The following is a 23,193-nucleotide window of genomic DNA, read 5'->3' on the forward strand; positions in this document are numbered from 1 at the left end:
GATCCGGCAGGCTCAGTGCGAGAGATGCAGGCCGCACTCGCGATGGTCTTCGCCCTTGGTCGGGTCGTAGTAGTCGAGGTTGTCCGGCAATTGGTGTTCCTTGAGATACGCGTAGAGCTCGCGGGACGTCCAGTGCAGCAGCGGAGCGACCTTGATCAGCCCATCGGGATTGATGCTCACAGGATCCATCTGCGCACGCACGGCCGTGTCGGTGGCGCGGAGAGCGGTGAACCAGACCTCGGGGGCGGTCTCGCGCAGCGCACGGGCAAAGGGCTCGAGCTTGACCTCTTCGGTGAAGGCGGCATGGCGCGGATCGTCCAGTCCGGGCAGGGGTCCGTCGATGGCTTCGCGATGCGCGCGCGAGCGCTTGGGCAGGTAGATCGACAGATTCAGGCCGAGCTGCCGGGTGACCTCGTCGGCATAACGGTAGGTGGCTTCGGTGTTGTAGCCGTTGTCCATCCAGACGATGGGCAGGTCGGGCTGGACCCGCGTGACCATGTGCAGGATGACCGCCTCGTAGGGGCGGAAGTTGGTCGTGCAGATGGCGCGCTTGCCCAGGCCCAGGGCCCAGGCCACGAGTTGCTGCGGATCGCGGCCGTACTGCGCGTTGATGGCGGAAAGATCAAGACTCATGGGGGAGATCGAAGGTATTGTTCGGATGGATGGCGCTCGCATACGCCCAGGACACGATGGTACCAAGCGCACCCGCTGCCGAAGGCTCGAGCAGGCCCATGACCGCAAGAGCAGCAGGTCCTTGTTTTTTGCTACGCTCGCAGGTCTGCCGCCGCTTGCCCCGCACCGCCCGGCACGCCGTCCACCCCACCGCCCACCATCACGAGCCGCCGCCTTGAGTCCCGTCACGCCCCCGCCCGCTTCCGTCCAAGCTTCCTCGGCCCCCATCGAGACCGACGCGGTCATCATCGGTGCCGGTCCCGTCGGCCTGTTCCAGGTCTTCGAGCTCGGCCTGCTCGAGATCAGGGCCCACGTCATCGACGCCCTGCCCTATCCCGGCGGCCAGTGCATGGAGCTCTACCCGGACAAGCCCATCTACGACATTCCCGCCGTGCCGGTCTGCACCGGCCGCGAACTGACGGCCAACCTGCTCAAGCAGATCGAACCCTTCGCCCCGACCTTCCACCTCGGGCAAGAGGTCCAGCAACTTCAACAGCGTGAAGATGGCCGTTTCGACATCGTGACCGGCAAGGGCACGGCCTTCATTGCCAAGACCGTGTTCATCGCGGCAGGCGTGGGGGCCTTCCAGCCCCAGCGGCTGCGGGTCGACGGCATGGACGGCTTCGAGGACAGCCAGATGTTCTACCGGGTGCGCAACCCTGCCGATTTCGCCGGCCGCAACATCGTCATCGTGGGCGGCGGCGACTCGGCACTCGACTGGACGCTGCATTTCGCCCAGGACGGCCCCCACAAGGCGGAAAGCGTCATCCTGCTGCACCGCCGCGACGGTTTCCAGGCCGCACCGGCCACCGTCGCGCGCATGCGGGCGCTGTGCGAAGCGATGGAGATGCAGTTCGTGGTCGGCCAGATCACCGGCTACGAAGCCACCGGCGGACGGCTCACGCACATCAAGGTCACCGGCCCCGATGCCGTGACGCGGCAGGTCCCGCTCGATGTGCTGCTGGTCTTCTTTGGCCTCAGCCCCAAGCTCGGTCCCATCGCGGAGTGGGGCCTGGATATCGAGAAAAAGCAGTTGATGGTCGATACCGAGAAATTCTCGACCTCCGTGCCCGGCATCTTTGCCGTGGGCGACATCAACACCTACCCGGGCAAGAAAAAACTCATCCTCAGCGGTTTTCACGAATGCGCCCTGGCGGCCTACGGTGCCGCGCCGATCGTCTTTCCGGACAAACGGGTCTTGCTTCAGTACACCACCACCAGCACCAAGGTGCACCAGATCCTGGGGGTGGAGACACCCCGGTTCGACGACTGAAGCAGACGTCTGGCAACGGGCCGGGAGGCCCATTTGTCGCCGCACCGACACACAAGTCATCATACAAGTTGGCTTGCTTGCATCCAGCTTCTTACAGCACGATTACGGCCCTGCGCATTTCGCCTGCGGCACCACAATGCGCACCGTAAAACAGCATGTTTTGCACTTGCGGTGGTTGGCTCATGGTAACTACCAATCGCAGCGGATCGGCCATTTCGGATAATTCACTCTCGAGGTGTATGACAACTGATAACAACGTCCTTGAGGAATTATTTCCACCATGCAACCGCACCCTGAAACAGTCGAGGCCACAAGCCGCCGACGCCCGCATGCGCAGCGACCGCTGCTGACGGGCATGGCCACTGTGCCGGCCCAGGCCCGGTACATCGACAGGCCGTGTGCCCTCGGCAACGCTGTCCACGCCCACTTCTTCTGCCCCCTCGCACTGCGGCATCCCGCGGCGCAGCGCCTTCGCCCTGCCACGCGCCCCCCCAGCGCCTGAGGCCATCGGCCTCTCCGCCCCCCACACACACCGAGCCGAGGCCGTCACAAAGGCCGCCAGTCGCCGTCTCCGCTGCGCCCCCTGCCGCGCAGCCAGCCGCCTGGCCCTTTGCCGTCCCCCAAGCCCGCCGCCGTCGATTGCGCCCTGCCCGTGAACCCATCGGTTTCGCGGCTCGTGCAGCCGAGGCTGCCGCATACGTGCGGCCACTGGTTTCCTTGAAGCAACGACCCGCAACCCTAGTGAGAGAAAGACGGAGACATGACCATCAAACCCCTGATCGCAGCCCTGGCTGCATGCATGGCGCTGAGTGCCCACGCTGTCGAACTGCGTTCGGCCGATGTGCACAACAGCGACGAATACCCCACCGTGGCCGCCGTCAAGCACATGAGCCAACTGCTGGATCAACGCAGCAACGGCAAGTACAAGATCAAGGTCTTCAACAAGAGCGCCCTCGGCTCCGAGAAGGAAACCCTCGACCAGGTCAAGATCGGCGCGCTGGAGATGAACCGCATCAACATCAGCTCGCTCAACGCCATCTGCCCCAAGAGCCTGGTGCCCACCATGCCCTTCCTGTTCGACTCGATCGCCCACATGCGCAAGTCGCTCGACGGCCCGGTCGGTGAAGAGATCCTCAAGGGCTGCGAAAGCCAGGGCCTGGTGGGTCTGGCCTTCTACGACAGCGGTGCCCGCTCGATCTACGCCAAGAAGCCCGTGCGCAATCTGGCCGACGTCAAGGGCCTGAAGATCCGCGTGCAGCAGTCCGAACTGTGGGTCGCGCTGGTCACCGCAATGGGGGCCAACGCCACGCCCATGCCCACCGGCGAGGTCTACACCGCGCTCAAGACCGGCCTGATCGATGCCGCCGAGAACAACATCCCCTCCTACGAAGGCTTCAAGCACTACGAGGCGGTGAAATTCTTCTCGCGCACCGAACACTCGATGGCCCCCGAGATGCTCGTGATCTCCAAGGTGATCTTCGACAAGATGTCCAAGGAAGACCAGGACCTGTTCCGCGCCACGGCCAAGGAATCGGTCGCTTTCCAGCGTCAGAAGTGGGATGAGCAGGAAGCCAAGGCCCGCGACATCGTCCTGAAGGCCGGTTCGCAAATCGTCGACGACGTGGACAAGGCTGCATTCAAGAAGGCCATGGAGCCGGTCTACGCCAAGTTCATCAACACACCCGACCTGCAACGCCTGGTCAAGGCCGTGCAGGACACCAAGTAATCCCGGCCGTTCCAGCACGGCGCCCCGCTCGGCCTCGGCCGTCGCGGGGCGCCGACGATATCGCTCCCAAAGGTTCACTCATGACGTCGCCCCTCCCCTCGCCCGCTGCCGCCGTACGCAGCGCAGCCGTCGCGCCGGTCGCCCCTGCCATCGACCCCGAGCGCCGCAAGGCAGCCGGTGTCCATGTCTTCAGCCGCATCTGCGCCTTGCTGAGCAAGAGCAGCCTGATCCTCGCCATCGTCGGCCTGATCGGCATCATCGTATCGGTCCAGACCCAGGTCATCGGCCGTTACGTCTTCAACGATACGCCCACCTGGGCCGAACCGCTTGCACTGCAACTGGTGCTGTACGTCACCGCGCTGGGCGTGGCCGTCGGCGTACGCGATGCCGGTCACATCGGCCTCGAATCCCTGGTCTCCCTGCTGCCCGAAGCCATGCGCCTGAAAGTCGAGATGCTGATCCACCTGCTGGTCGCGCTCTTCGGCGGCATCATGGCCTGGAGCGGCTGGATGTGGACAAAGCTCAAGTGGGACGAGCTCGACCCCATGCTGGGCATGCCGGTCGGCGTCGACTACCTCTCGCTGGTGATCGCCGGCGGACTGATCGTCCTGTTCTCCATCGAACATTTCGTGGCCTTGCTGCGCGGCGAATCCGTCGAGCCGGCCTGGTACTGATTCCTTCGCACAACCCATAAAAACACAAGGCTCACAGCCGAGGTTCATCGTCATGGAACTGACCATACTTTCATTGAGTTTTCTCGCACTGCTGGTACTCGGGGTACCGGTTGCCTTCTCCATCGGGCTGGCCTCCGTCGCCACCGTGCTCTATGCCGGACTGCCCGTCGCCGTCGTCTTCCAGAAAATGGTCGGCGGCATGCAGATCTTTTCCTTCCTGGCCATCCCGTTCTTTGTGTTCGCGGGCGAACTGATGCTCTACGGCGGCATCGCCGACCGCATCGTGCGATTCGCCAACAGCCTGGTCGGCCACGTGCGTGGCGGCCTGGGCATGAGCAACGTGGTGGGCTGCACCCTGTTCGGCGGGGTCGCGGGCTCGGCGCTGGCCGACGTCTCCGCCATGGGCTCGGTGATGATCCCCCTGATGAAAAAAGAGGGCTACGACGCCGACTACGCGGTCAACGTGACCACGCATGCGGCGCTGGTGGGCGTGCTGATGCCGACCTCGCACAACCTCATCATCTTCACGCTGGCCACCACGGGCATCGCCTCGGTGAGCGTGCTGAGCCTGATCCTGGCCGGCATCATTCCGGCCCTGATTCTGACGCTGTGCAACCTGGGGGCCGCCTACTACGTGGCCGTCAAACGCGGATATCCCACACGCGGCAATTTCCCCGGCTGGAAGGAAGTACTGAAGGCCTATCTGGGTGCGTTGCCCGGCCTGCTGATCGTCGTCATCATCCTGGCGGGCATCCTGTCCGGCATCTTCACGGCCACCGAATCGGCCGCCACGGCAGTGATGTGGGCCTTGCTGGTCACCGTGCTGGTCTACCGCTCGCTGAAGTGGAAAGACTTCATCAAAGCCTGTGCCAAGGCCTGCAAGACCACCGGCGTGGTGCTGCTGCTGATCGGTATCTCGTCGGCCTTCGGCTACTTCATGGCCCTCTACGAAGTGCCGCAGAAGACCGGTGAACTGATGACCTCGGTCTCGAGCACGCCCTGGATGATCTTCCTGATGATCAACGTGCTGCTGTTCATCCTCGGCACCTTCCTGGACATGGCCGCCACCATTCTGGTGTGCACCCCCATCTTCCTGCCGATCGCCGTGCAGTTCGGCATGGATCCCGTCCAGTTCGGTATCGTGATGCTGATCAACTGTGCACTGGGCCTCAACACACCGCCGGTCGGCGTCACGCAGTTCGTGGGGTGTGCCATCGGCGAGATATCGGTCGGGCAGGTGATGAAATCGATCCTGCCGTTCTATGGGGCGTTGTTGGTCTGCCTGGCATTGGTGACGTATGTGCCCGCTTTCTCGATGTGGCTGCCCAACCTGCTGGCAGCCGGCAAGTAAGCAGCACCGACAGGCAAGCGCGAGACGCCAGACACGCAGGGGCCCCGGGCAGCGCTTCGGGGCCCTGCATGGCAAGCCGGCGCTCAGCCCGGCCGTCGGGCCTCCGGGATCGGCAAGACCCCTTTGTCGTCAATGCTCAAGGCCGGGCCTGGCTGTCCCATATCCGCCGCCACACCCAGCCCAATGTCGCGGCCCGGCCGTCGGCTCCTGGCGAACGGATGATCGGCTCGGCGGCCACCCATCGGCCTTGCGCATCCTGTCCGGCCACGTCGTAGCGGAAGTTGTAATCCGGCTCGACCCCCATGCGCAGGTCGGAAAGAATCAGACGGGGTTGCCCCTCCACCCCTTCGGTCCGCGCATTCACGAAGCCCTGGGTGAACCACAGCAGGCGGCGAACACCGGCCGACTGTTCAGCCACCTGGGCCAAGGCCGCGGTGTCGCTGGGCTGAAAAGCGAATGCCATCTCGCCCCGGTCGGCCACCAGAGAACGATCGGCCACGTAATAGCCGCCTTCGGGGGCCATCGCGATCACCCGCCACAGCAAGGTGTTCAGAGGCATCGGGACCGAAAAGCGCGGCACATCGGCCAACCCCATTCCGCTCAGGGCACGCTCCGCCGCGCGATCGACCTGGTACTTGGCCCAGACCGACCAGCCCAGGTAACACGAGCTCAGGATCAGTCCGGCCAGCAGCCAGCGCCTGGCCTTGTCCGTCGCACGGCCCAAGCCGGACGGTGCACGGTGATTCGCCACCTGGATGCCGGCCGCTTGCACGTTTCGGTTCTTCCCGGACATCACCCAGGCCGCCACGGTTCCGCACAGCAGCGGCAGCGTATAGAGCGGGTCGATCACAAACACGGTCGAAGCCATCACCGGCGGCGAGCTCAGCGGCCAGAACAGCTGGGTGCCGTACACCGTGAAGGCGTCGAGCAAGGGATGGGTGAGCAACGACAGCCAGATCGCGGTCAGCCATGGCCCGGGCGCTTCTCGCACCCGAGCCGTCCATCTTCGGCCGGCCAGCCACAACAGCCACCCCAATGCGGCCAGGACAAGCAGCGCATGGGAAGGGCCGCGGTGCCAGGTCACGGTGGTGACGGCGTCGCTGCCGGCCAGACCGAACCAGAGCACATCCAGATCGGGCACCGTGCCCAGCACGGCGCCGACGACCAATGCGGCCCGCCGGTGTTTTGCGGGCACGGCCAATGCGGCAACCGTGCTGCCAAGAACAACCTGAGTCAAAGAATCCATGCGGCTTTCCACCCATGCGTAAGGAACTTGAAGACAGCGCGGGCCGCCGACCCACGCGATGGCGCATGATAGAAGCCCGCCCCAGCCCTGTCAGGGCGTCGCGACATGCCCTTATTCCGGCGCGATGTCGCTGGCGTAGTCGTACAGCGCACCCAGCACGGCCTCGGCTCGTTCGGCCTGCTCGGGAGACAAGGTGTCCAGTGTTTCCGACAAGGCGTCGATGCGGTTGAACAGGGCCTCGAGCGTCAGCCACCCGCCCTCGCCTTCGATGAGCCGCGCAGCACGATGCGCCTGCCAGCGTTCGTTTTCCTCGGCCGTCAGGCTGTCGGGGAAATTGCGGGCCCGGTAACGGAAGAACACTTCCTCGAGCCGCGGATCGTCGAAGCCGGTGCGGGCCTGGGTCAGCGACTCGCCATCGAGCGCGCGCAACTGCGTGAGCTTGCGGCGATCGCCGTTCCCCACGAAGCCGCCATACAGATCCTCGTCCACATCGGGTTCGTCAGTGCCCGTCGCTGGCCGCTTCATCACCTCCGCCCAGATGGCGCTCATGTCCGGCAGGTCGCGGGCCACGGCCGCATGCCGGAGTGCCTGATCGAGGTCGATGCCCCAGCGCTGCGCCATGGGGGCCGACAGGGTCTTCAGGTTGCCGACCACCATCGGCGACTTGTTGAGGTGGATGGACTTGACCGGCAAGCGCTGCACGCCCTCAGGCAGATCGGCCTGGCGCGTGAACATGCGCGTGCGGATGGCATCCGCATCCAGGCTCGCCAGCTCGGCCGGGTCGCTCGACAGATCCCACGCCAGCAGTTCGTTCTTGTTGACCGGATGGCTGGCCAGCGGCCACATCACGGCCAGACAGCCCCGCTCGGCGGGAAACATGCCCGAGACGTGCAGGAAAGGCTTGGCCTCGGCGGGCGACACCGGCAGGCCCAGCTCGGCGCCGACCCGGTCCTTCTTGTGCAGCCCCAGGCAGAAATCGAAGAGGCGCGGCTGCCGGGTCCTGATCAGGCGAGCCAGCGCGATCGTGGCCCGCACGTCCGACAAGGCATCGTGCGCGGCCTCGTGCAGCAGGCCGTTGGCACGGCTCAGATGCTCGAGCTTGAAACTGGGCCGGCCGTCGTCGTGGCGAGGCCACTCGATGCCGTCGGGGCGCAGGGCGTAGGTCATGCGCACCACATCCAGCAGATCCCAGCGTCCGCAGCCGTTCTGCCACTCGCGTGCATAGGGATCGATCAGGTTGCGCCAGAACATGAAGCGCGTGACCTCGTCGTCGAAGCGGATGGTGTTGTAACCCACGCCGATGGTGCCGGGTTCGGCCAGCAAGGCCTCGATCCGGGAGGCGAACACGTGCTCGGGCACCCCCTGCGCCTGGCACAGCTGCGGCGTGATGCCCGTGATGAGACACGAGTCGGGATCGGGCAGGACGTCCGTTGCGGGATGGCAATAGAGCATGACCGGCTCGCCCACCTCGTTGAGCTCGGCATCGGTTCGAATCGCGGCGAACTGGGCAGGCCGGTCGCGCCGCGTGTTCACACCGAAGGTTTCGTAGTCATGCCAGAGGAAGGTGTGTTCCGTCATAGATCAGTGCAGGCGCAGTAAGGACAACCAATGATTATCCACGGCCCGCCTGCACGCCTTTGGAAACCGGTGGTGCCCGGCTCGGCGGCACCGACGGCCCCCGGGTTTCTGCGTGCCGTCAGCCATTGGTCGGTTTTCATGGATGATCTATCTCAAAAACCGGACATCCAATCGAGCCGCGACGCGCCTAGACTGCGCGCTTCGCCACCGTCGTCGACGCGGCCAGTACCGCGCCCCCGCCCGATTCCTTTTTTCACTGCCGCCCGCCACGCCGATTCGCCGCACCTGCATCGAAACCGACGCGACACGACCGCGACCGAGACCGCAACGCTCCCGTCATTCTTTCATGCGCGATATCGAACTCATGGCCATCGGCCTCATTGCCTTGCTCGGCTGCCTGGGAGTCGGCCTGAGTGCAGCAGGCGTCGATGCGCTGCAGATCGCCTCGTTGGCCTTCCTGCCGCTCTGGCTGAGCGTGGCGGTCGGCCACTACGCACTTCGGCGCGCCCAGGGCACCCCGCCCGGCGATCGTCTCGCGGCCTCGGGCTTGGTGTTTGCGATTCCGGCCATGGCTGCCCTGGCCCTGTGGATGTGCTACGCCTATGCGTCGAGTCCGAACGGGCATCGGCATCTGCAGCTTTTTCACACGCCGCAGGGATGGTCCAGCGTGGGCTGGATGCTGTGTGCTGCCGTCGGGTTGGCCCTGGCCATTCGTTGGCGAGAACAGCGCGATCGGCAACTCCGGGCCTGCCTGCTCTTCACGCTGGGCTGGGCGGGCCTGGTCGCCTGCAATGCCGTGCAGGGCATGGCCGATGGCGACACCCTGAAGCAGGAAATCGCCTTCAACGCCGTCGCCTTCGTTCTGCCGACCGGCGCTTTGTGGCTGTGGAAATGGCAGTGGAGGCGCAGAAAAACGTGGCGCAGACGCATCGAATCGCCCCATTGCCCGGAAGATCCCGTATAGGACAAATACCGCCGAACGCGTTAAAACGTCTGGCATGGACAAACTCGATCGCTATCGCGCCTTCGTCAAGGTGGCAGAGATGGGGAGTTTCGTGAAGGCATCCCTGGCCCTCGGGATGCCGCGCGCCAGCGTATCGGCGGCCATCGCCCAGCTCGAGACCGATACGGGCACGCGGTTGTTGCATCGCACGACGCGCCAAGTCCAGCTCACGCCCGACGGACAGCGATTGCTCCAGCGCGTCGTCGGCCTGCTCGACGAAGCGCGCCAGATCGACCGGCTGTTCAAGGACGGCGACGAGCAGGTCCGCGGAACGCTCAAAGTCAACCTGCCCAGCCGTATCGCACGCCGCATGCTGGCCCCGGCCCTGCCGGCCTTTCTGCGCAGCTATCCTCACATGCGCCTTCAGGTCGGCTCCACCGACCGGCCCATCGACCTGGTCCAGGAAGGCGTCGACTGCGCCGTGCGCATCGGCATGCTCAGCGACAGCAGCCTGGTGGTCCGCCCACTGGGCCGCATCGCGCTGATCAACTGCGCCGGCCCGGCCTATCTGCAGCAACGCGCGGTTCCGCGCCATCCGGACGAGCTGCGTACCCACGGTCACGTGGCCGTGGGTTATGTGGCTTCGGCATCGGGCCGGGAGGCTCCCTGGGAGTACCTGGAAAACGGCCAGCGCTCGGAATTCGTCCTGCCCAGCCTGGTGGCCGTCGACAACGCGGAGTCGTACATTGCAGCATGCCAGGCCGGAGTCGGCCTCATCCAGATCCCCCGCTTCGACGTCCAGCATCTGCTCGACCGCGGCCTGCTGGTGGAAATCCTGCCCGATCACCGCCCGCAGTCGCTCGATGTCTCGATGGTCTACCCCCACCGCCGCCAGCGTTCCCGGCGGCTGCAGGCCTTCATCGACTGGTTCGAAGACCTCATCGAACCGCACCTCGAAACCTGACCCTCCGGCCCCATCGCCGGCCCGACAAAAAGAAACCGCCCCTGGACGGCGCATCTCCATCCAGGGGCGGTTTGCAGGCCACAGCCCCGGGGCAACCTTGCGGCCCCCCGTGCGGCCGTTTACTCGGCCTCTGCCGGCTCGGCCGGCTCCGACTTGCTGGCACGCTCCTTCTTGGGCAGCGGCTGAATGTCGAGGCTGACTTCGGGCTGATCCGGCTTGCTGTCGTCGAGATCCACCGTCAGGCGTCCCCCATCGGTCAGGCGTCCGAACAGCAGCTCGTCGGCCAGCGCCTTGCGGATCAGGTCCTGGATCAGGCGCTGCATGGGGCGTGCGCCCATCAGCGGATCGAAGCCCTTCTTGGCCAGATGCTTGCGCAAGTTGTCGGTGAAGGTCACCTCCACCTTCTTCTCGCCCAGCTGCGTTTCCAGCTGCAGCAGGAACTTGTCGACCACACGCAGGATGACCTGTTCGTCGAGCGGCTTGAAGCTCACGATCGCATCCAGGCGGTTGCGGAACTCGGGCGTGAACAGGCGCTTGATGTCGACCATCTCGTCGCCGGCCTGCCGCGGGTTGGTGAAACCGATGGTCGCCTTGTTCATGGTGTCGGCACCCGCATTGGTGGTCATGATGATGATCACGTTGCGGAAGTCGGTCTTGCGGCCGTTGTTGTCGGTCAGCGTCCCGTGGTCCATGACCTGCAGCAGCACGTTGAAGATATCCGGATGCGCCTTCTCGATTTCGTCGAGCAGCAGCACCGAATGCGGCTTCTTCGTGATGGCTTCGGTCAGCAGACCGCCCTGGTCGAAACCGACATAACCGGGAGGCGCACCGATCAGGCGGCTGACGGCATGCCGCTCCATGTACTCGGACATGTCGAAGCGCACCAGGTCGACGCCCATGATGTAGGCGAGCTGCTTGGCAGCCTCGGTCTTGCCCACACCCGTGGGGCCCGAGAACAGGAAGGAGCCGATCGGCTTGTCGACCTTGCCCAGGCCCGAACGCGCCATCTTCACGGCGGCAGCCAGCACGTCGAGCGCCTTGTCCTGGCCGAACACCACGTTCTTGAGGTCACGCTCGAGCGTCTTGAGCTTGCTGCGATCATCGTTGGACACGCTGGCAGGCGGAATGCGGGCGATCTTGGCCACGATCTCCTCGACCTCGGCCTTGGTGATCGTCTTCTTCTGCTTGCTCTTGGGCAGGATGCGCTGGGCCGCGCCGGCCTCGTCGATCACATCGATGGCCTTGTCGGGCAAATGACGGTCGTTGATGTACTTGGCGCTCAGCTCGGCAGCGGCCTGCAGGGCAGCGGCTGCGTACTTCACGCTGTGGTGTTCCTCGAAACGCGACTTCAGGCCCTTGAGGATCTCCACCGTCTGCTCGACCGTCGGTTCCACCACGTCGACCTTCTGGAAACGACGCGACAGAGCCGCATCCTTTTCGAAGATGCCGCGGTACTCGGTGAAGGTCGTGGCGCCGATGCACTTGAGCTGGCCGCTCGAGAGCGCCGGCTTGAGCAGGTTGGATGCATCCAGCGTACCGCCGGAAGCCGCACCCGCGCCGATCAGCGTGTGGATCTCGTCGATGAACAGCACGGCATTGGGCTTTTCCTTGAGCGTCTTCAGAACGGCCTTGAGACGCTGTTCGAAATCGCCGCGGTACTTGGTGCCGGCCAGCAGCGCACCCATGTCGAGCGAGTAGACCTGAGCCTCTTCGAGGATCTCGGGCACCTCGCCCTGCGTGATGCGCCAAGCCAGGCCCTCGGCGATCGCCGTCTTGCCCACACCGGCCTCGCCCACCAGCAGCGGGTTGTTCTTGCGGCGGCGGCACAGGATCTGGATCACGCGCTCGACCTCGTACTCACGGCCGATCAGCGGATCGATCTTGCCTTCCTTGGCCTGCGCATTGAGGTTGACCGTGAACTGCTCGAGCGGCGAAGCCTTCTCGCCCTTGTCGGCGGCGCCCGGTTCCTCGCTGGCCTCGGGGGCCGCGCCTTCGGGCGGCTTGGTGCCGTCCGCAGGGTCGCTCTTGCGGATGCCGTGCGCGATGAAGTTCACCACGTCCAGGCGTGTCACGCCCTGCTGGTGCAGGTAATAGACCGCATGCGAATCCTTTTCGCCGAAGATCGCCACCAGCACATTGGCACCGGTCACTTCCTTCTTGCCATTGCCCGTGGACTGCACGTGCATGATGGCGCGCTGGATCACGCGCTGAAAACCCAGCGTGGGCTGCGTGTCGACCTCATCGGTCCCCGCCACGGTGGGCGTGTTGTCCTTGATGAAGTTGACCAGCGATGCACGCAGGTCGTCGATGTTGGCCGAGCAGGCACGCAGAACCTCCGCCGCACTCGGGTTGTCCAGCAAGGCCAGCAGCAGGTGCTCGACCGTGATGAACTCGTGGCGTTGCTGCCGGGCCTCCACGAAGGCCATATGCAGACTGACTTCCAATTCCTGGGCAATCATGTTGGTTCCTTTGCCTTGACGTCCAAAAAATACCCTACCTCGAAAGACCTCACGACCCGGTGGGTTCGCTCACGCACTGGAGCGGATGCCCGGCCTTGGCCGCTGCCTCCATGACCTGATCCACCTTGGTGGCGGCCACATCTTTTGAATACACGCCGCAGACCGCTTTTCCATCCAGGTGGATTTTGAGCATGATCTGCGTGGCCGCTTCGCGGTCCTTGTTAAAAAACTCCTGGATGACCTGCACCACGAATTCCATCGGGGTGTAGTCGTCGTTGAGCATGACGACCTGGTACATGCGCGGAGGCTCGATTTTTTGCGTCAGCCGCTCCAGGACCGCATCGCCACCCTGATCGGGGGCTGCGGGTTTGGGCCCTGTGACGAGCGGCTTGGACAACTGGATATTGGTGGCCATGATGGATTCTATCGAGCAATTTCCGGGCCGAGGCCCAGAAGAAGCCTCCTCGGATGGTGTTCCGGCACCAGGATACTGCCGGTCCACCGATCTGAAATGGTCACGACCGCTCAACATTCAAGAGCCCGCATCGTCGGGATGCGCTGTTCATGCCGCTGGGCCGCAGGACAAAACGCCGAATCGAGCGCCCTGCGCGTCGCCGGGCCCGGCGCGAGTTGACACTGTTCTGCGAATCCCGCAGACTGAAAGCGGATATGTCGCCTCTGCGCGTCCTACCGGACATCCGCGGAACAAGCGGCTGTCCTGTCCATGACAGTCAACGAAGTACAGGAGTGCAGCCCATGGCAACCGGCACGGTGAAGTGGTTCAATGACGCTAAGGGTTTCGGCTTTATCGAGCCAGACGAAAGTGGCGGCGACGTGTTTGCCCACTTTTCAGCGATCTCCATGGAGGGGTTCAAGACCCTCAAGGAAGGCGGTCGCGTGGAATTCGATCTGGTCGAAGGCCCCAAGGGCCGACTCGCCCAGAACATACGCTCCAGCGATCAGCCTGCACCGGCCAAGGATGAGCCGGCCGCCTCCGAACCGCCGGCCGACCCGTCGGCCTGACCGATCCCCTCCCGCCGGCCGGCGCACGCACCCCGGTTTCAACGGCATCGCAGCGGCACTGCTTCTCGCGCCCCGGCACGCGTCTCCCCTGAAAAGGCGCACAATGCGCACCGGACACGTCCCGCAGCGCCTGCGGCCTCCCGGCCCGCCGACTGAATCAGACCTCCCAGCGAGGTCTTTTTTGCGTCGCCGGCCCGGTGTGGCCGCCGACCCGGCCGTTGGGTCGTTCCCTGCGCAAACCAGGCTGCCCGGGTGCCCGACGGGCTGCCGCATCACGACCTTTTCCCCTGCCTTCGAGCCTGAGCCATGACTTCGCTGATCGAACTGCTGGTGCTGATGGGCTGCCTGCTCGCCATCGTCGCCTGGATCCAGGTGCTGGCCAGCCGCACCGGCATGCCCGAGGCGACCTTGCTGTCGCTGGTCGGCATTGCGCTCGGTGCGAGCTACGTGGCACTCGATTCGGTCGCCCCGGATTTCGCCCATTACTTCGTCGCCCCGCTGGTCGACCCCAGTTGGCCCGCCGAAGCCTACATCTGGGTCTTCCTGCCGCCCTTGCTGTTCCAGGTTGCCTTGACCGTCGACATCCGTGCCATGCTGCAGGATGCCGCCCCCATCCTGCTGCTGGCCGTGGTCGCCGTGTTCGTTGCCACCGGTTTCATCGGCCTCACGCTGTCGTGGTTCAGCGGACGCGGCATCCTGATCTGCCTGCTCATCGGCGCGGTCGTGGCAACCACCGACCCATCTGCCGTGGTGGGCATGTTCCGCGAGGTCGGTGCACCCGGCCGCCTCATCCGCCTGGTGGAAGGCGAAAGTCTGCTCAACGATGCCGCGGCCATTGCGCTGGTCGGCGTGCTGACCGCCATGCTGACCGGCGCGCACACCGCCGAAGCCAGTTGGAGCGGCGGCCTGCGCAGCCTGGCCTACGCCTTCGGCGGCGGGGTGCTGCTGGGTGTGGCGATCGGCCGGTTGGTCGCCTTCCTGCTCACGCTCATGGACAACCACGCCATGGCCGAAACGGCCCTCACCCTGGCCGTGCCCTACCCGCTGTTCATGCTGGGCAACCAGATCTTCGATGTGTCGGGCGTGGTCGCGGTGGTCTGCGCCGCCTTGGTGATCAACGGCCTGGGCACCACCCGACTGGCACGCGAGAACTGGCGCCACCTGGAACGAGTGTGGGCTCAGGTCGCCATGGTGGCCGGCGCCATCGTCTTCCTGCTGGCCGCCGTGCGCGTGCCCCGCATGCTGCATGGTGCGGATCTCGGCGACGGCCTGTTCATCCTGGCCGCGGTCGCGGCCGCCCTGGCTGCGCGACTGGCCGTGCTGTTCCTGATGCTGCCCATGCTCAGCCGGCTGCAGTTGGCCGAGCCGATTTCGGCCGACTACCGGCTGGCCATCGGCTGGGGCGGCCTGCGCGGTGCCGTGACCCTGGTGCTGGCGATGGGCATCGCCGAAAACCCCAGCCTGCCCCTGGAGACACGCCACTTCATCGCCATCGTGGCGACCGGTTTCGTGCTTTTCAGCCTGCTGGTCAACGGATCGACCCTGAGATGGGTCGTGCGTGCGCTCGACCTCGACAAGCTGACGCCGCAGGAGCAGACGCTGCAGCAACAGGCCATCGAGCTGTCCACGCAGGAAGTCGAGCAGACCCTGCGCGCCATGGCCACCACCTTCCGGATCCCGGCGGCCGTGACGGACGAGGTCAGCGCCGCCTACCGGCTGGAGATGGCCCTGGGCACGGCGACGCTGGACATCGACACCGCACTCCCCGAGCGCGAGCGTTTTCTGGTCGGCCTGCTGGCCCTGTCGATGCGCGAGGAAGAGCTGATCCCCGACTACGGCAGCGGCATCGTCAGCGTGCGCAATCTCGACCTCATGAAGCACAACGCCGGACTCATGATCGATGCGTCGCGACGGGAAGGCCGCATCGGCTACAACCGGGCCGCCAAACGCATCCTGCGTCCAGGACCTCGTTATGCGGTCGGCCTGTGGCTGCATCGCCATCTGCACTGGAGCCGCCCGCTGGCATCCGCCCTGGCCGATCGCTACGAGCTGCTGATCTGCCGCCGCGCGGTGCTCGAGCGGCTGCGCAGCTACAACTTCGCGCGCCTCGAGCCTTTGCTGGGCGAACGCATCGCCGAAATCCTCGACGGCGTGCTGGTCTCGCGCATCGAGTACCTCGACGAGGCGCTGGCAGCGGACCGGCTGCAGTTCGGCCCGTTCACGCAAGCCATGGAGCGCCGTCTGCTCATGCTCTTCGCGCTTCGCAAGGGCCGCAAGTCCCTCGAAGCCATGGTCGCGGAACAGGTCATTTCCAAGGAAGTGTTCAACTGGATCGACCAGGAACTGAGCCTGGCTTGGCGTCGTGCCCTCAAGCGCCCGGTGTTGCGCGAACCGGGCAAGGCCCCCGCACCGAACGCGGCCTCGACGGCGACCGCCCCCACGAGCGCGCCCATGTCTGCGTCCGCCGAATCCGCCGAATCCAGGAAATAGCCCTGCCGCCGACCCGGCAAAACATCACCGGTGAATTGTTATTGATAATAAAATATCGTTTTCATTGATTGGTGTCCGTCCCATGCAAGTCCTCTCCTCCCTCAAAGAAGCCAAGAAACGCCACCGCGACTGCCAGATCGTGCACCGCCGCGGCCGCGTGTATGTGATCTGCAAATCCAATCCGCGCTTCAAGGCTCGCCAGGGCAGCGCACGCAATCCCAACAAACACACCTGAATTCGGGCACTGACGCGGCCTGGCGATAAAAAAACACCGCCCAGGCGCCCCGGATGGAGCGGGCAGACCAAAGGAGCGTTTGTACCGGCGTACGATGCCGGTTCAACACACCGTGCCGCCGATTGCGCGCATGCATCCCTGTCCTTGCTCCGCCCCGTCATGACCACTCCATCGCGCCGATCCCTGTTGCTGCTTCTTGCATTGGCGGGGCTGGCCGGCCAGACCGGCCTGGCAGCAGGCGCGTCGCCCGCCCCCGAGTCGACCTCGTTGCGCAACGAGGTCGACCGTGCCATTGCGCCGCTCATGCAACGCTTTGCCATTCCCGGCATGGCCGTGGCGGTCAGCGTGGGCGGGCAACGCCACTACTACACGTATGGCATCGCGTCGCGCGAAACCCGGCAGGCCGTCACACGCAACACGCTCTTCGAGATCGGCTCCATCAGCAAGACCTTCACGGCCACGCTGGCGACCTATGCAGAGGTCACCGGCAAACTGGCCTTGTCGCAAAGTCCGAGCGATTTTTTCCCTGAACTCAAGGGCAGCCATTTCGACGACGTGACGCTGCTCAACCTCGGCACCCACACCTCCGGTGGACTGCCTCTGCAGGCCCCCGACGGCATCGCGGACGAACAGGCCCTGCTGGCCTACTTCAACGACTGGCAACCCTTGCACAAGCCAGGCACGCGCCGCGCCTACTCCAATCCCAGCATCGGCCTGCTCGGCATGGCCGCCGCCAAAAGCCTGGGCGGCGACTTCGAGGAACTCACCACCCGGCTGGTCATGGCCCCGCTGGGCCTGACGCACACCTACTACCACGTGCCGGCCTCCGAGATGGCACGTTATGCCACCGGCTACACCTCGGCAGAAAGCCCGGCACGCGTGAATCCCGGCGTCATCGATGCCCAGGCCTACGGCGTCAAGTCGGATGCGGTGGACATGCTGCGCTGGGCAGAGGCCGTCATGCGCAGCGGCAAGTCGGCCACGCCGCTGGGCCGCGCGCTGGCGCAGACCCGCACGGCACATTACCGCTTCGGCCCCATGACCCAGGATCTGATCTGGGAGCAGTACCCCGATCCGGTGACCGACGAAGCGCTGGCCGAAGGCAACGGCAGCGACATGGTGCTCAAGCCGGTGCGGGCCGAAGCCATCTCCCCCCCGCTGGCTGCCAACGATCAGGTCCTGGTCAACAAGACCGGCTCGACCAACGGCTTTTCGGCCTATGTCGCCTTCGTGCCGGCGCGCGACATCGCGATCGTGATCCTGAGCAACAAAAACCATCCGAACGTGCCGCGTGTGGCTGCGGCCCACCAGATCCTGAAGGCATTGGACAGCGCGTCCAACGGCAAACGCGCTTCGGCTTCCCGGCCGGAGACTGCATCGACCAGGCCATGATGCCGGCCCGTACCGCACGTGCGGTACGGGCGGTACGGAACCGCAGCCCAACAAAAAAAGCCACCGCATGCGGTGGCTTTTCTGCAAGCGATGGATCGCCGGACGCTTGAGGCGCCCAGCCCTGCACATCGATCAGTTGCGGGTCTGGTCGACCAGCTTGTTCTTCGCGATCCAGGGCATCATCGCGCGCAGCTTGGCACCGACCTGTTCGATCTGGTGCTCGGCGTTGAGGCGGCGGCGGCTGATCAGCGTGGGCGCGCCGGCGGCGTTTTCCAGCACGAAGTTCTTGGCGTATTCACCGGTCTGGATGTCCTTCAGGCACTGCTTCATGGCCTTCTTGGTCTCTTCCGTGACGACGCGGGGACCCGTGACGTACTCGCCGTATTCGGCGTTGTTGGAGATCGAGTAGTTCATGTTGGCGATGCCGCCTTCATAGATCAGATCGACGATGAGCTTGAGTTCGTGCAGGCACTCGAAGTAAGCCATTTCGGGCGCGTAGCCGGCTTCCACCAGCGTTTCGAAACCGGCCTTGATCAGCTCGACAGTGCCGCCGCACAGCACGGCTTGCTCGCCGAACAGATCGGTTTCGGTTTCTTCGCGGAAGTTGGTTTCGATGATGCCGGCCTTGCCGCCACCGTTGGCCGTCGCGTACGACAGGGCCAGATCACGCGCCTTGCCCGTCACGTCCTGGTGGACGGCGATCAGGTGGGGCACGCCGCCGCCTTGCGTGTAGGTGCCGCGCACGGTGTGGCCGGGCGCCTTGGGAGCCACCATCCACACGTCGAGGTCGGCGCGCGGCTGCACGAAGCCGTAGTGCACGTTGAAGCCGTGAGCGAAGACCAGCGAAGCGCCTTCCTTGATGTTGGGCTCGACATCCTTCTTGTAGACGGAAGCGATCTGCTCGTCGGGCAGCAGGATCATGACGACGTCGGCGGCCTTCACGGCTTCGGCGACTTCGGCGACCTGCAGGCCGGCCTTCTCGACCTTGGGCCACGAGGCGCCGCCCTTGCGCAGGCCGACAACGACCTTCACACCGCTGTCGTTCAGGTTCTGGGCATGGGCATGGCCCTGGCTGCCATAACCGATGATGGCAACGGTCTTGCCCTTGATGAGGCTGAGGTCAGCGTCTTTGTCGTAAAAAACCTTCATTTGTCTTCCTTTCGAATGGAACGGAGCGCCGGCGGCGCCTTGAATCGGAGAATGATTGCGGGATGGGACTGGCGTCGAGTGTCGAATGAGTTGAGCGCGGACGTGTCGTGACTGCCACGCTCAACGCCAGATGCTATGCGGAGCGCTCAACCGAGACAGGGGATCAGACGCGCAGGATGCGCTCGCCACGGCCGATGCCGCTGGAGCCGGTGCGAACCGTTTCCAGGATGGCACTGCGATCGATGGCTTGCAGGAACGCATCGTTCTTGCTCTGGTCGCCCGTGATCTCGATCGTGTAGCTCTTGTCGGTGACGTCGATGATGTGGCCGCGGAAAATGTCGACCATGCGTTTCATTTCCTCGCGCTCCTTGCCGACGGCGCGAACCTTCACCAGCATGAGCTCACGCTCGGTGTAGGCGCCCTCGGTCAGATCCACCACCTTCACGACTTCGATCAGCCGGTTGAGATGTTTGGTGATCTGCTCGATGACCTCGTCGCTGCCCACCGTGACGATGGTCATGCGCGACAGGCTGGCGTCCTCGGTAGGGGCCACGGTCAGCGACTCGATGTTGTAGCCGCGGGCCGAAAAGAGACCGACCACACGCGACAGGGCGCCGGGTTCGTTCTCGAGCAAGACTGCAATGATGTGTTTCATGCGGATTCCTCTTTTCGCCGCCCTCCCCCGTGCACGGTAATGCACAGGCTCGGCGGGCAATAGATTCGTCGTGAAAGGGAAGTGAAGAAAGCGGGGGCACGCGGACCTGCCCGGCCCGCCGCGCCCGATGGACTCAGAGGTCGTCTGCGCCCAGCAGCATTTCGGTGATGCCCTTGCCGGCCTGCACCATGGGGAACACGTTCTCCGTGGGGTCGGTGCGGAAGTCCAGGAACACCGTGCGATCCTTGAGCTTGCGCGCCTCGCGCAGGGCCGGTTCGACGTCCTGCGGACGCTCGATCAGCAGGCCGACGTGGCCATAGGCCTCGGCCAGCTTCACGAAATCGGGCAACGCGTCCATGTAGCTGTGGCTGTAGCGGCCCGAGTACTCGATTTCCTGCCACTGCCGGACCATGCCCAGGTAGCGGTTGTTCAGCGAGCAGATCTTGATCGGCGTGTTGTGCTGCAGGCAGGTCGAGAGTTCCTGGATGTTCATCTGCACCGAGCCTTCGCCGGTGATGCAGAACACCTCGCTCTGCGGCTTGGCCAGCTTGATGCCCATGGCGTAGGGAATGCCCACGCCCATGGTGCCCAGGCCGCCCGAATTGATCCAGCGGCGAGGCTCATCGAAACGGTAGAACTGTGCGGCCCACATCTGATGCTGACCCACGTCCGAGGTCACGTAGACATCGTCGTTGCGGGTCATGTTCCACAGCGTCTCGACCACGGCCTGCGGCTTGATGACGTCGGCGTTGCCGCGATCGTAGGTCAGGCAGTCACGTCCACGCCAGCCTTCGATGGTCTTCCACCACTCGGCAAGCGCCGGTTCGTTGGGTTTGCCACCCGACTCGTTCAGCGCATTCAGCAACTCGACCAGCACATCCTTGACGTCGCCCACGATGGGCACATCGACCTTGACGCGCTTGGAGATCACCGAGGGATCGATGTCGATGTGAATGATCTTGCGTTCGACCGACCCGAAATGCTTGACGTTGCCGATCACGCGGTCGTCGAACCGGGCGCCCACGGCCAGCAGCACGTCGCAGTTCTGCATCGCGTTGTTGGCTTCGACGGTGCCGTGCATGCCCAGCATGCCGAGGAACTTGCGGTCCGAAGCCGGATAGGCACCGAGGCCCATCAGCGTGTTGGTCACCGGAAAGCCGAGTTGGTCGGCCAGGGCACGCAGCTCTTGCGCGGCATTGCCCAGCACCACGCCGCCGCCGGTGTAGATGTACGGACGCTTGGCCGCGAGCAGCAACTGCAGCGCCTTGCGGATCTGGCCCGAGTGCCCTTTGCGCACCGGGTTGTAGCTGCGCATCTCGATCGGCTTCTGGTACTCGGCGGCATCGTAGACGGCCTTGCGGAAAGACACGTCCTTGGGAATGTCGACCACCACGGGGCCAGGCCGGCCGCTGCGAGCGATGTGGAAAGCCTTCTTGATCGTGATGGCGACGTCGCGCGGATCCTTGACCAGGAAGTTGTGTTTGACGATAGGCCGCGTGATGCCGATGGTGTCGCATTCCTGGAAGGCGTCGGTCCCGATCACGGTCGACGGCACCTGCGCGGTGATGAGCACCAGCGGAATGGAATCCATGAAGGCCGTGGCCAGACCCGTGACCGCGTTGGTCGCACCGGGACCCGAGGTCACCAGGCAGACACCGACTTCGCCGGTGGCACGTGCAAAGCCGTCGGCGGCATGCACGGCAGCCTGCTCATGGCGCACCAGCACGTGGCGGATGGTTTCCTGACGGTAGAGGGCGTCGTAGATGTGGAGAGCCGCGCCGCCCGGATAACCCCAGAGGTAATCGACGCCTTCGGCCTGCAGGGCGCGCACCAGAATGTCGGCGCCCTTCAACTCTTCGGGTTCGGGAAAATTCTTGCCAGCTGTTGCAGCTGCAGCGGAGGCCAGTTCGGCCTTGGAGATATCCATGATCAACCTTTGCGAATTTCTCTGACGAAAAACCTTCGGTGCCCCTTCAAAAGCTCTTGTGGAACTCTGTCGGGACTTAAGGCCAGGACCATGGGCGCCGGGGATGCCGCGCCGGATCGAGACCCGTTTGCGAATTTGATTTGCCCTGCATTATGTCACCACTGTTGGCCAGACCGCGAAGCCTGTGTGCAAATTGACACACCGGACCGCACGACCGACCGGTGACGGGCCAGCACTTCCCCGGTCGGGATGCTGCTGAAACGAGGCCTGCTGCGATGCCGGCCAGCCCGGGAACAGGGCCAAGCTCGGGCATACTGGCACTTTGTTCCGCAGCCCCTCCTCGTCATGCCTCCGCCGTCCCGTGTGCCCTTCGTCAACAAGCAAAAGCAGCGCAAAGGCTGGTCGCGCTTGTGGCACGCCGCCGGCTATTCACTGCACGGGCTGCGTGCAGGCTGGGACGAGGCCGCTTTCCGGCTCGAGGCCTCCATCGCGCTGATCCTCATGCCCTGCGCCGTGTGGCTGGGACGGACTTGGCTCGAAACCGCGGTGCTGCTGGGCTGCCTGGTGTTCGTGCTGGTCGTCGAGCTCGTCAACAGCGCCATCGAAACCGTGGTCGACCGTGTCAGCCCCGAGTGGCACCAGCTCTCCAAACGCGCCAAAGACCTCGGCAGCGCAGCGACCTTGCTGGCCATGCTGCTGGCCGGCGGCATCTGGCTGACCGCCATCGTCCATCGTTTTTTCGGCAACTAGTCTTCGTATTTCGCATCCGCCATGACTCTCCAGACCCTACGCAAACAACCCGATCCCGCCACTCCCCCCAGCTTTTCGCTCGGTGTCTATTGCGGTTCGCGCCCCGGCATCGGCGAGTTGTACCTCGACACCGCCCGTGAAATCGGCCACTGGATCGGCGAGCACGGCGGCCAGTTGGTGTATGGCGGCGGCAAGAGCGGCATGATGGGTGTCGTCGCGCAGGCCACTCAAGAGGCCGGCGGACGCGTGGTCGGTGTGATTCCCCATGCGCTGGTCGACAAGGAACACGCCAATCTGCTGTGCGACGAGCTGTACGTCGTCGACACCATGCACGAACGCAAGGCGCTGATGGCCGACCGCGCCCAGGCTTTCCTGGCGATTCCCGGCGGGATCGGCACGCTCGAAGAGCTGTTCGAAGTCTGGACTTGGCGGCAGCTCGGCTACCACGACAAGCCCGTGGGCATCCTCAATGTGGGCGGCTACTACGACGCCATGCTGCAGTTCCTGCGCCACAGCGTGAGCCAGGGCCTGATGAACGAATGGCAGATGGATCTGGTGCAGGTGGGCGACAGCGCACGCACGCTGCTGCCGACACTGGTCGAGTCGGCGGGCCTCAGCCGGTTCTCTGCCGTCGGTCAGGTCGCCTGAGACGGGTGCTGCAGGGCGCACCTGCAGCCCTGCAAAGG

Annotated in this window: 20 protein-coding genes; 12 read left to right on the forward strand and 8 right to left on the reverse strand. The window is 64.6% G+C overall.

The window, feature by feature from the left end:
* Positions 1-12: 12 nt before the first annotated feature.
* Positions 13-633: a phosphoadenosine phosphosulfate reductase family protein gene (locus EC845_RS03985; protein ID WP_123295890.1), complete on the reverse strand. Its 621-nt coding sequence runs from the start codon at positions 631-633 to the stop codon at positions 13-15.
* Positions 634-847: 214 nt separating this feature from the next.
* Here EC845_RS03985 and EC845_RS03990 point away from each other — a divergent pair, with 214 nt between their 5' ends.
* The 4 genes from EC845_RS03990 (at position 848) to EC845_RS04005 (ending at position 5,696) form a co-directional block, all read left to right on the forward strand.
* Complete coding sequence (locus tag EC845_RS03990) at positions 848-1,945, forward strand: NAD(P)/FAD-dependent oxidoreductase (RefSeq protein ID WP_233597922.1); 1,098 nt, start codon at positions 848-850, stop codon at positions 1,943-1,945.
* 760 nt (positions 1,946-2,705) lie between these two features.
* Positions 2,706-3,671, forward strand: coding sequence for a TRAP transporter substrate-binding protein (locus EC845_RS03995; protein ID WP_123295891.1), 966 nt, complete (start codon positions 2,706-2,708; stop codon positions 3,669-3,671).
* 80 nt (positions 3,672-3,751) lie between these two features.
* A complete protein-coding gene (locus EC845_RS04000; RefSeq protein ID WP_123295892.1) occupies positions 3,752-4,345 on the forward strand; it encodes a TRAP transporter small permease in 594 nt (197 codons plus the stop codon).
* Positions 4,346-4,397: 52 nt separating this feature from the next.
* Positions 4,398-5,696, forward strand: a complete 1,299-nt coding sequence (locus EC845_RS04005) for a TRAP transporter large permease (RefSeq protein ID WP_123295893.1) — start codon at positions 4,398-4,400, stop codon at positions 5,694-5,696.
* Between the two features lie 136 nt (positions 5,697-5,832).
* Here the strand turns inward: EC845_RS04005 and EC845_RS04010 are convergent, their stop codons facing one another.
* Positions 5,833-6,942 carry a metal-dependent hydrolase gene (locus tag EC845_RS04010; protein WP_123295894.1) on the reverse strand — a complete coding sequence of 370 codons (1,110 nt, stop codon included), beginning with the start codon at positions 6,940-6,942 and terminating at the stop codon, positions 5,833-5,835.
* A 111-nt stretch (positions 6,943-7,053) separates the two neighbouring features.
* Positions 7,054-8,520, reverse strand: coding sequence for an exodeoxyribonuclease I (gene sbcB, locus EC845_RS04015; protein WP_123295895.1), 1,467 nt, complete (start codon positions 8,518-8,520; stop codon positions 7,054-7,056).
* A gap of 346 nt (positions 8,521-8,866) precedes the next feature.
* On the opposite strand from sbcB, the gene EC845_RS04020 reads away from it, so the two are divergent.
* A complete protein-coding gene (locus tag EC845_RS04020; RefSeq protein ID WP_123295896.1) occupies positions 8,867-9,484 on the forward strand; it encodes a hypothetical protein in 618 nt (205 codons plus the stop codon).
* A 34-nt stretch (positions 9,485-9,518) separates the two neighbouring features.
* Complete coding sequence (locus EC845_RS04025; RefSeq protein WP_123295897.1) at positions 9,519-10,427, forward strand: LysR family transcriptional regulator; 909 nt, start codon at positions 9,519-9,521, stop codon at positions 10,425-10,427.
* Between the two features lie 119 nt (positions 10,428-10,546).
* On the opposite strand, the gene clpA is transcribed toward EC845_RS04025, so the two are convergent.
* Positions 10,547-12,886, reverse strand: coding sequence for an ATP-dependent Clp protease ATP-binding subunit ClpA (gene clpA / locus EC845_RS04030; protein WP_123295898.1), 2,340 nt, complete (start codon positions 12,884-12,886; stop codon positions 10,547-10,549).
* 49 nt (positions 12,887-12,935) lie between these two features.
* Positions 12,936-13,301 (reverse strand): ATP-dependent Clp protease adapter ClpS, encoded by a 366-nt coding sequence (clpS, locus tag EC845_RS04035; protein ID WP_123295899.1) that lies wholly within the window; start codon positions 13,299-13,301, stop codon positions 12,936-12,938.
* Positions 13,302-13,642: 341 nt separating this feature from the next.
* On the opposite strand from clpS, the gene EC845_RS04040 reads away from it, so the two are divergent.
* The 4 genes from EC845_RS04040 (at position 13,643) to ampC (ending at position 18,026) form a co-directional block, all read left to right on the forward strand.
* The gene (locus EC845_RS04040; protein ID WP_123295900.1) at positions 13,643-13,909 is read left to right on the forward strand and encodes a cold-shock protein; all 267 of its coding nucleotides are present in this window, start codon (positions 13,643-13,645) and stop codon (positions 13,907-13,909) included.
* 306 nt (positions 13,910-14,215) lie between these two features.
* Positions 14,216-16,399: a sodium:proton antiporter gene (locus EC845_RS04045; RefSeq protein ID WP_123295901.1), complete on the forward strand. Its 2,184-nt coding sequence runs from the start codon at positions 14,216-14,218 to the stop codon at positions 16,397-16,399.
* An 82-nt stretch (positions 16,400-16,481) separates the two neighbouring features.
* Entirely contained in the window at positions 16,482-16,634 is a 153-nt protein-coding gene (ykgO, locus tag EC845_RS04050; RefSeq protein ID WP_123295902.1) for a type B 50S ribosomal protein L36, read from the forward strand.
* A 159-nt stretch (positions 16,635-16,793) separates the two neighbouring features.
* Positions 16,794-18,026: a class C beta-lactamase gene (gene ampC, locus EC845_RS04055; protein ID WP_123295903.1), complete on the forward strand. Its 1,233-nt coding sequence runs from the start codon at positions 16,794-16,796 to the stop codon at positions 18,024-18,026.
* A gap of 132 nt (positions 18,027-18,158) precedes the next feature.
* Here ampC and ilvC read toward each other — a convergent pair whose 3' ends face one another.
* The 3 genes from ilvC to EC845_RS04070 all read right to left on the reverse strand — a co-directional run bounded on the left by ilvC (position 18,159) and on the right by EC845_RS04070 (position 21,757).
* Positions 18,159-19,175, reverse strand: a complete 1,017-nt coding sequence (gene ilvC, locus EC845_RS04060) for a ketol-acid reductoisomerase (RefSeq protein WP_123295904.1) — start codon at positions 19,173-19,175, stop codon at positions 18,159-18,161.
* Positions 19,176-19,338: 163 nt separating this feature from the next.
* Positions 19,339-19,830 carry an acetolactate synthase small subunit gene (ilvN, locus tag EC845_RS04065; protein ID WP_123295905.1) on the reverse strand — a complete coding sequence of 164 codons (492 nt, stop codon included), beginning with the start codon at positions 19,828-19,830 and terminating at the stop codon, positions 19,339-19,341.
* Positions 19,831-19,963: 133 nt separating this feature from the next.
* Positions 19,964-21,757 (reverse strand): acetolactate synthase 3 catalytic subunit, encoded by a 1,794-nt coding sequence (locus EC845_RS04070; protein WP_123295906.1) that lies wholly within the window; start codon positions 21,755-21,757, stop codon positions 19,964-19,966.
* A gap of 345 nt (positions 21,758-22,102) precedes the next feature.
* Between EC845_RS04070 and EC845_RS04075 the strand changes: the two genes are divergently transcribed.
* Both EC845_RS04075 and EC845_RS04080 read left to right on the forward strand, forming a co-directional pair.
* Positions 22,103-22,507, forward strand: coding sequence for a diacylglycerol kinase (locus EC845_RS04075; RefSeq protein WP_123295907.1), 405 nt, complete (start codon positions 22,103-22,105; stop codon positions 22,505-22,507).
* A 21-nt stretch (positions 22,508-22,528) separates the two neighbouring features.
* On the forward strand, positions 22,529-23,155 hold the full coding sequence (locus EC845_RS04080; RefSeq protein WP_123295908.1) for a TIGR00730 family Rossman fold protein: 627 nt from the start codon (positions 22,529-22,531) through the stop codon (positions 23,153-23,155).
* Positions 23,156-23,193: the final 38 nt, after the last annotated feature.

Source organism: Comamonas sp. BIGb0124 (assembly GCF_003752175.1).
Classification (GTDB): Bacteria; Pseudomonadota; Gammaproteobacteria; order Burkholderiales; family Burkholderiaceae_C; genus Comamonas_F.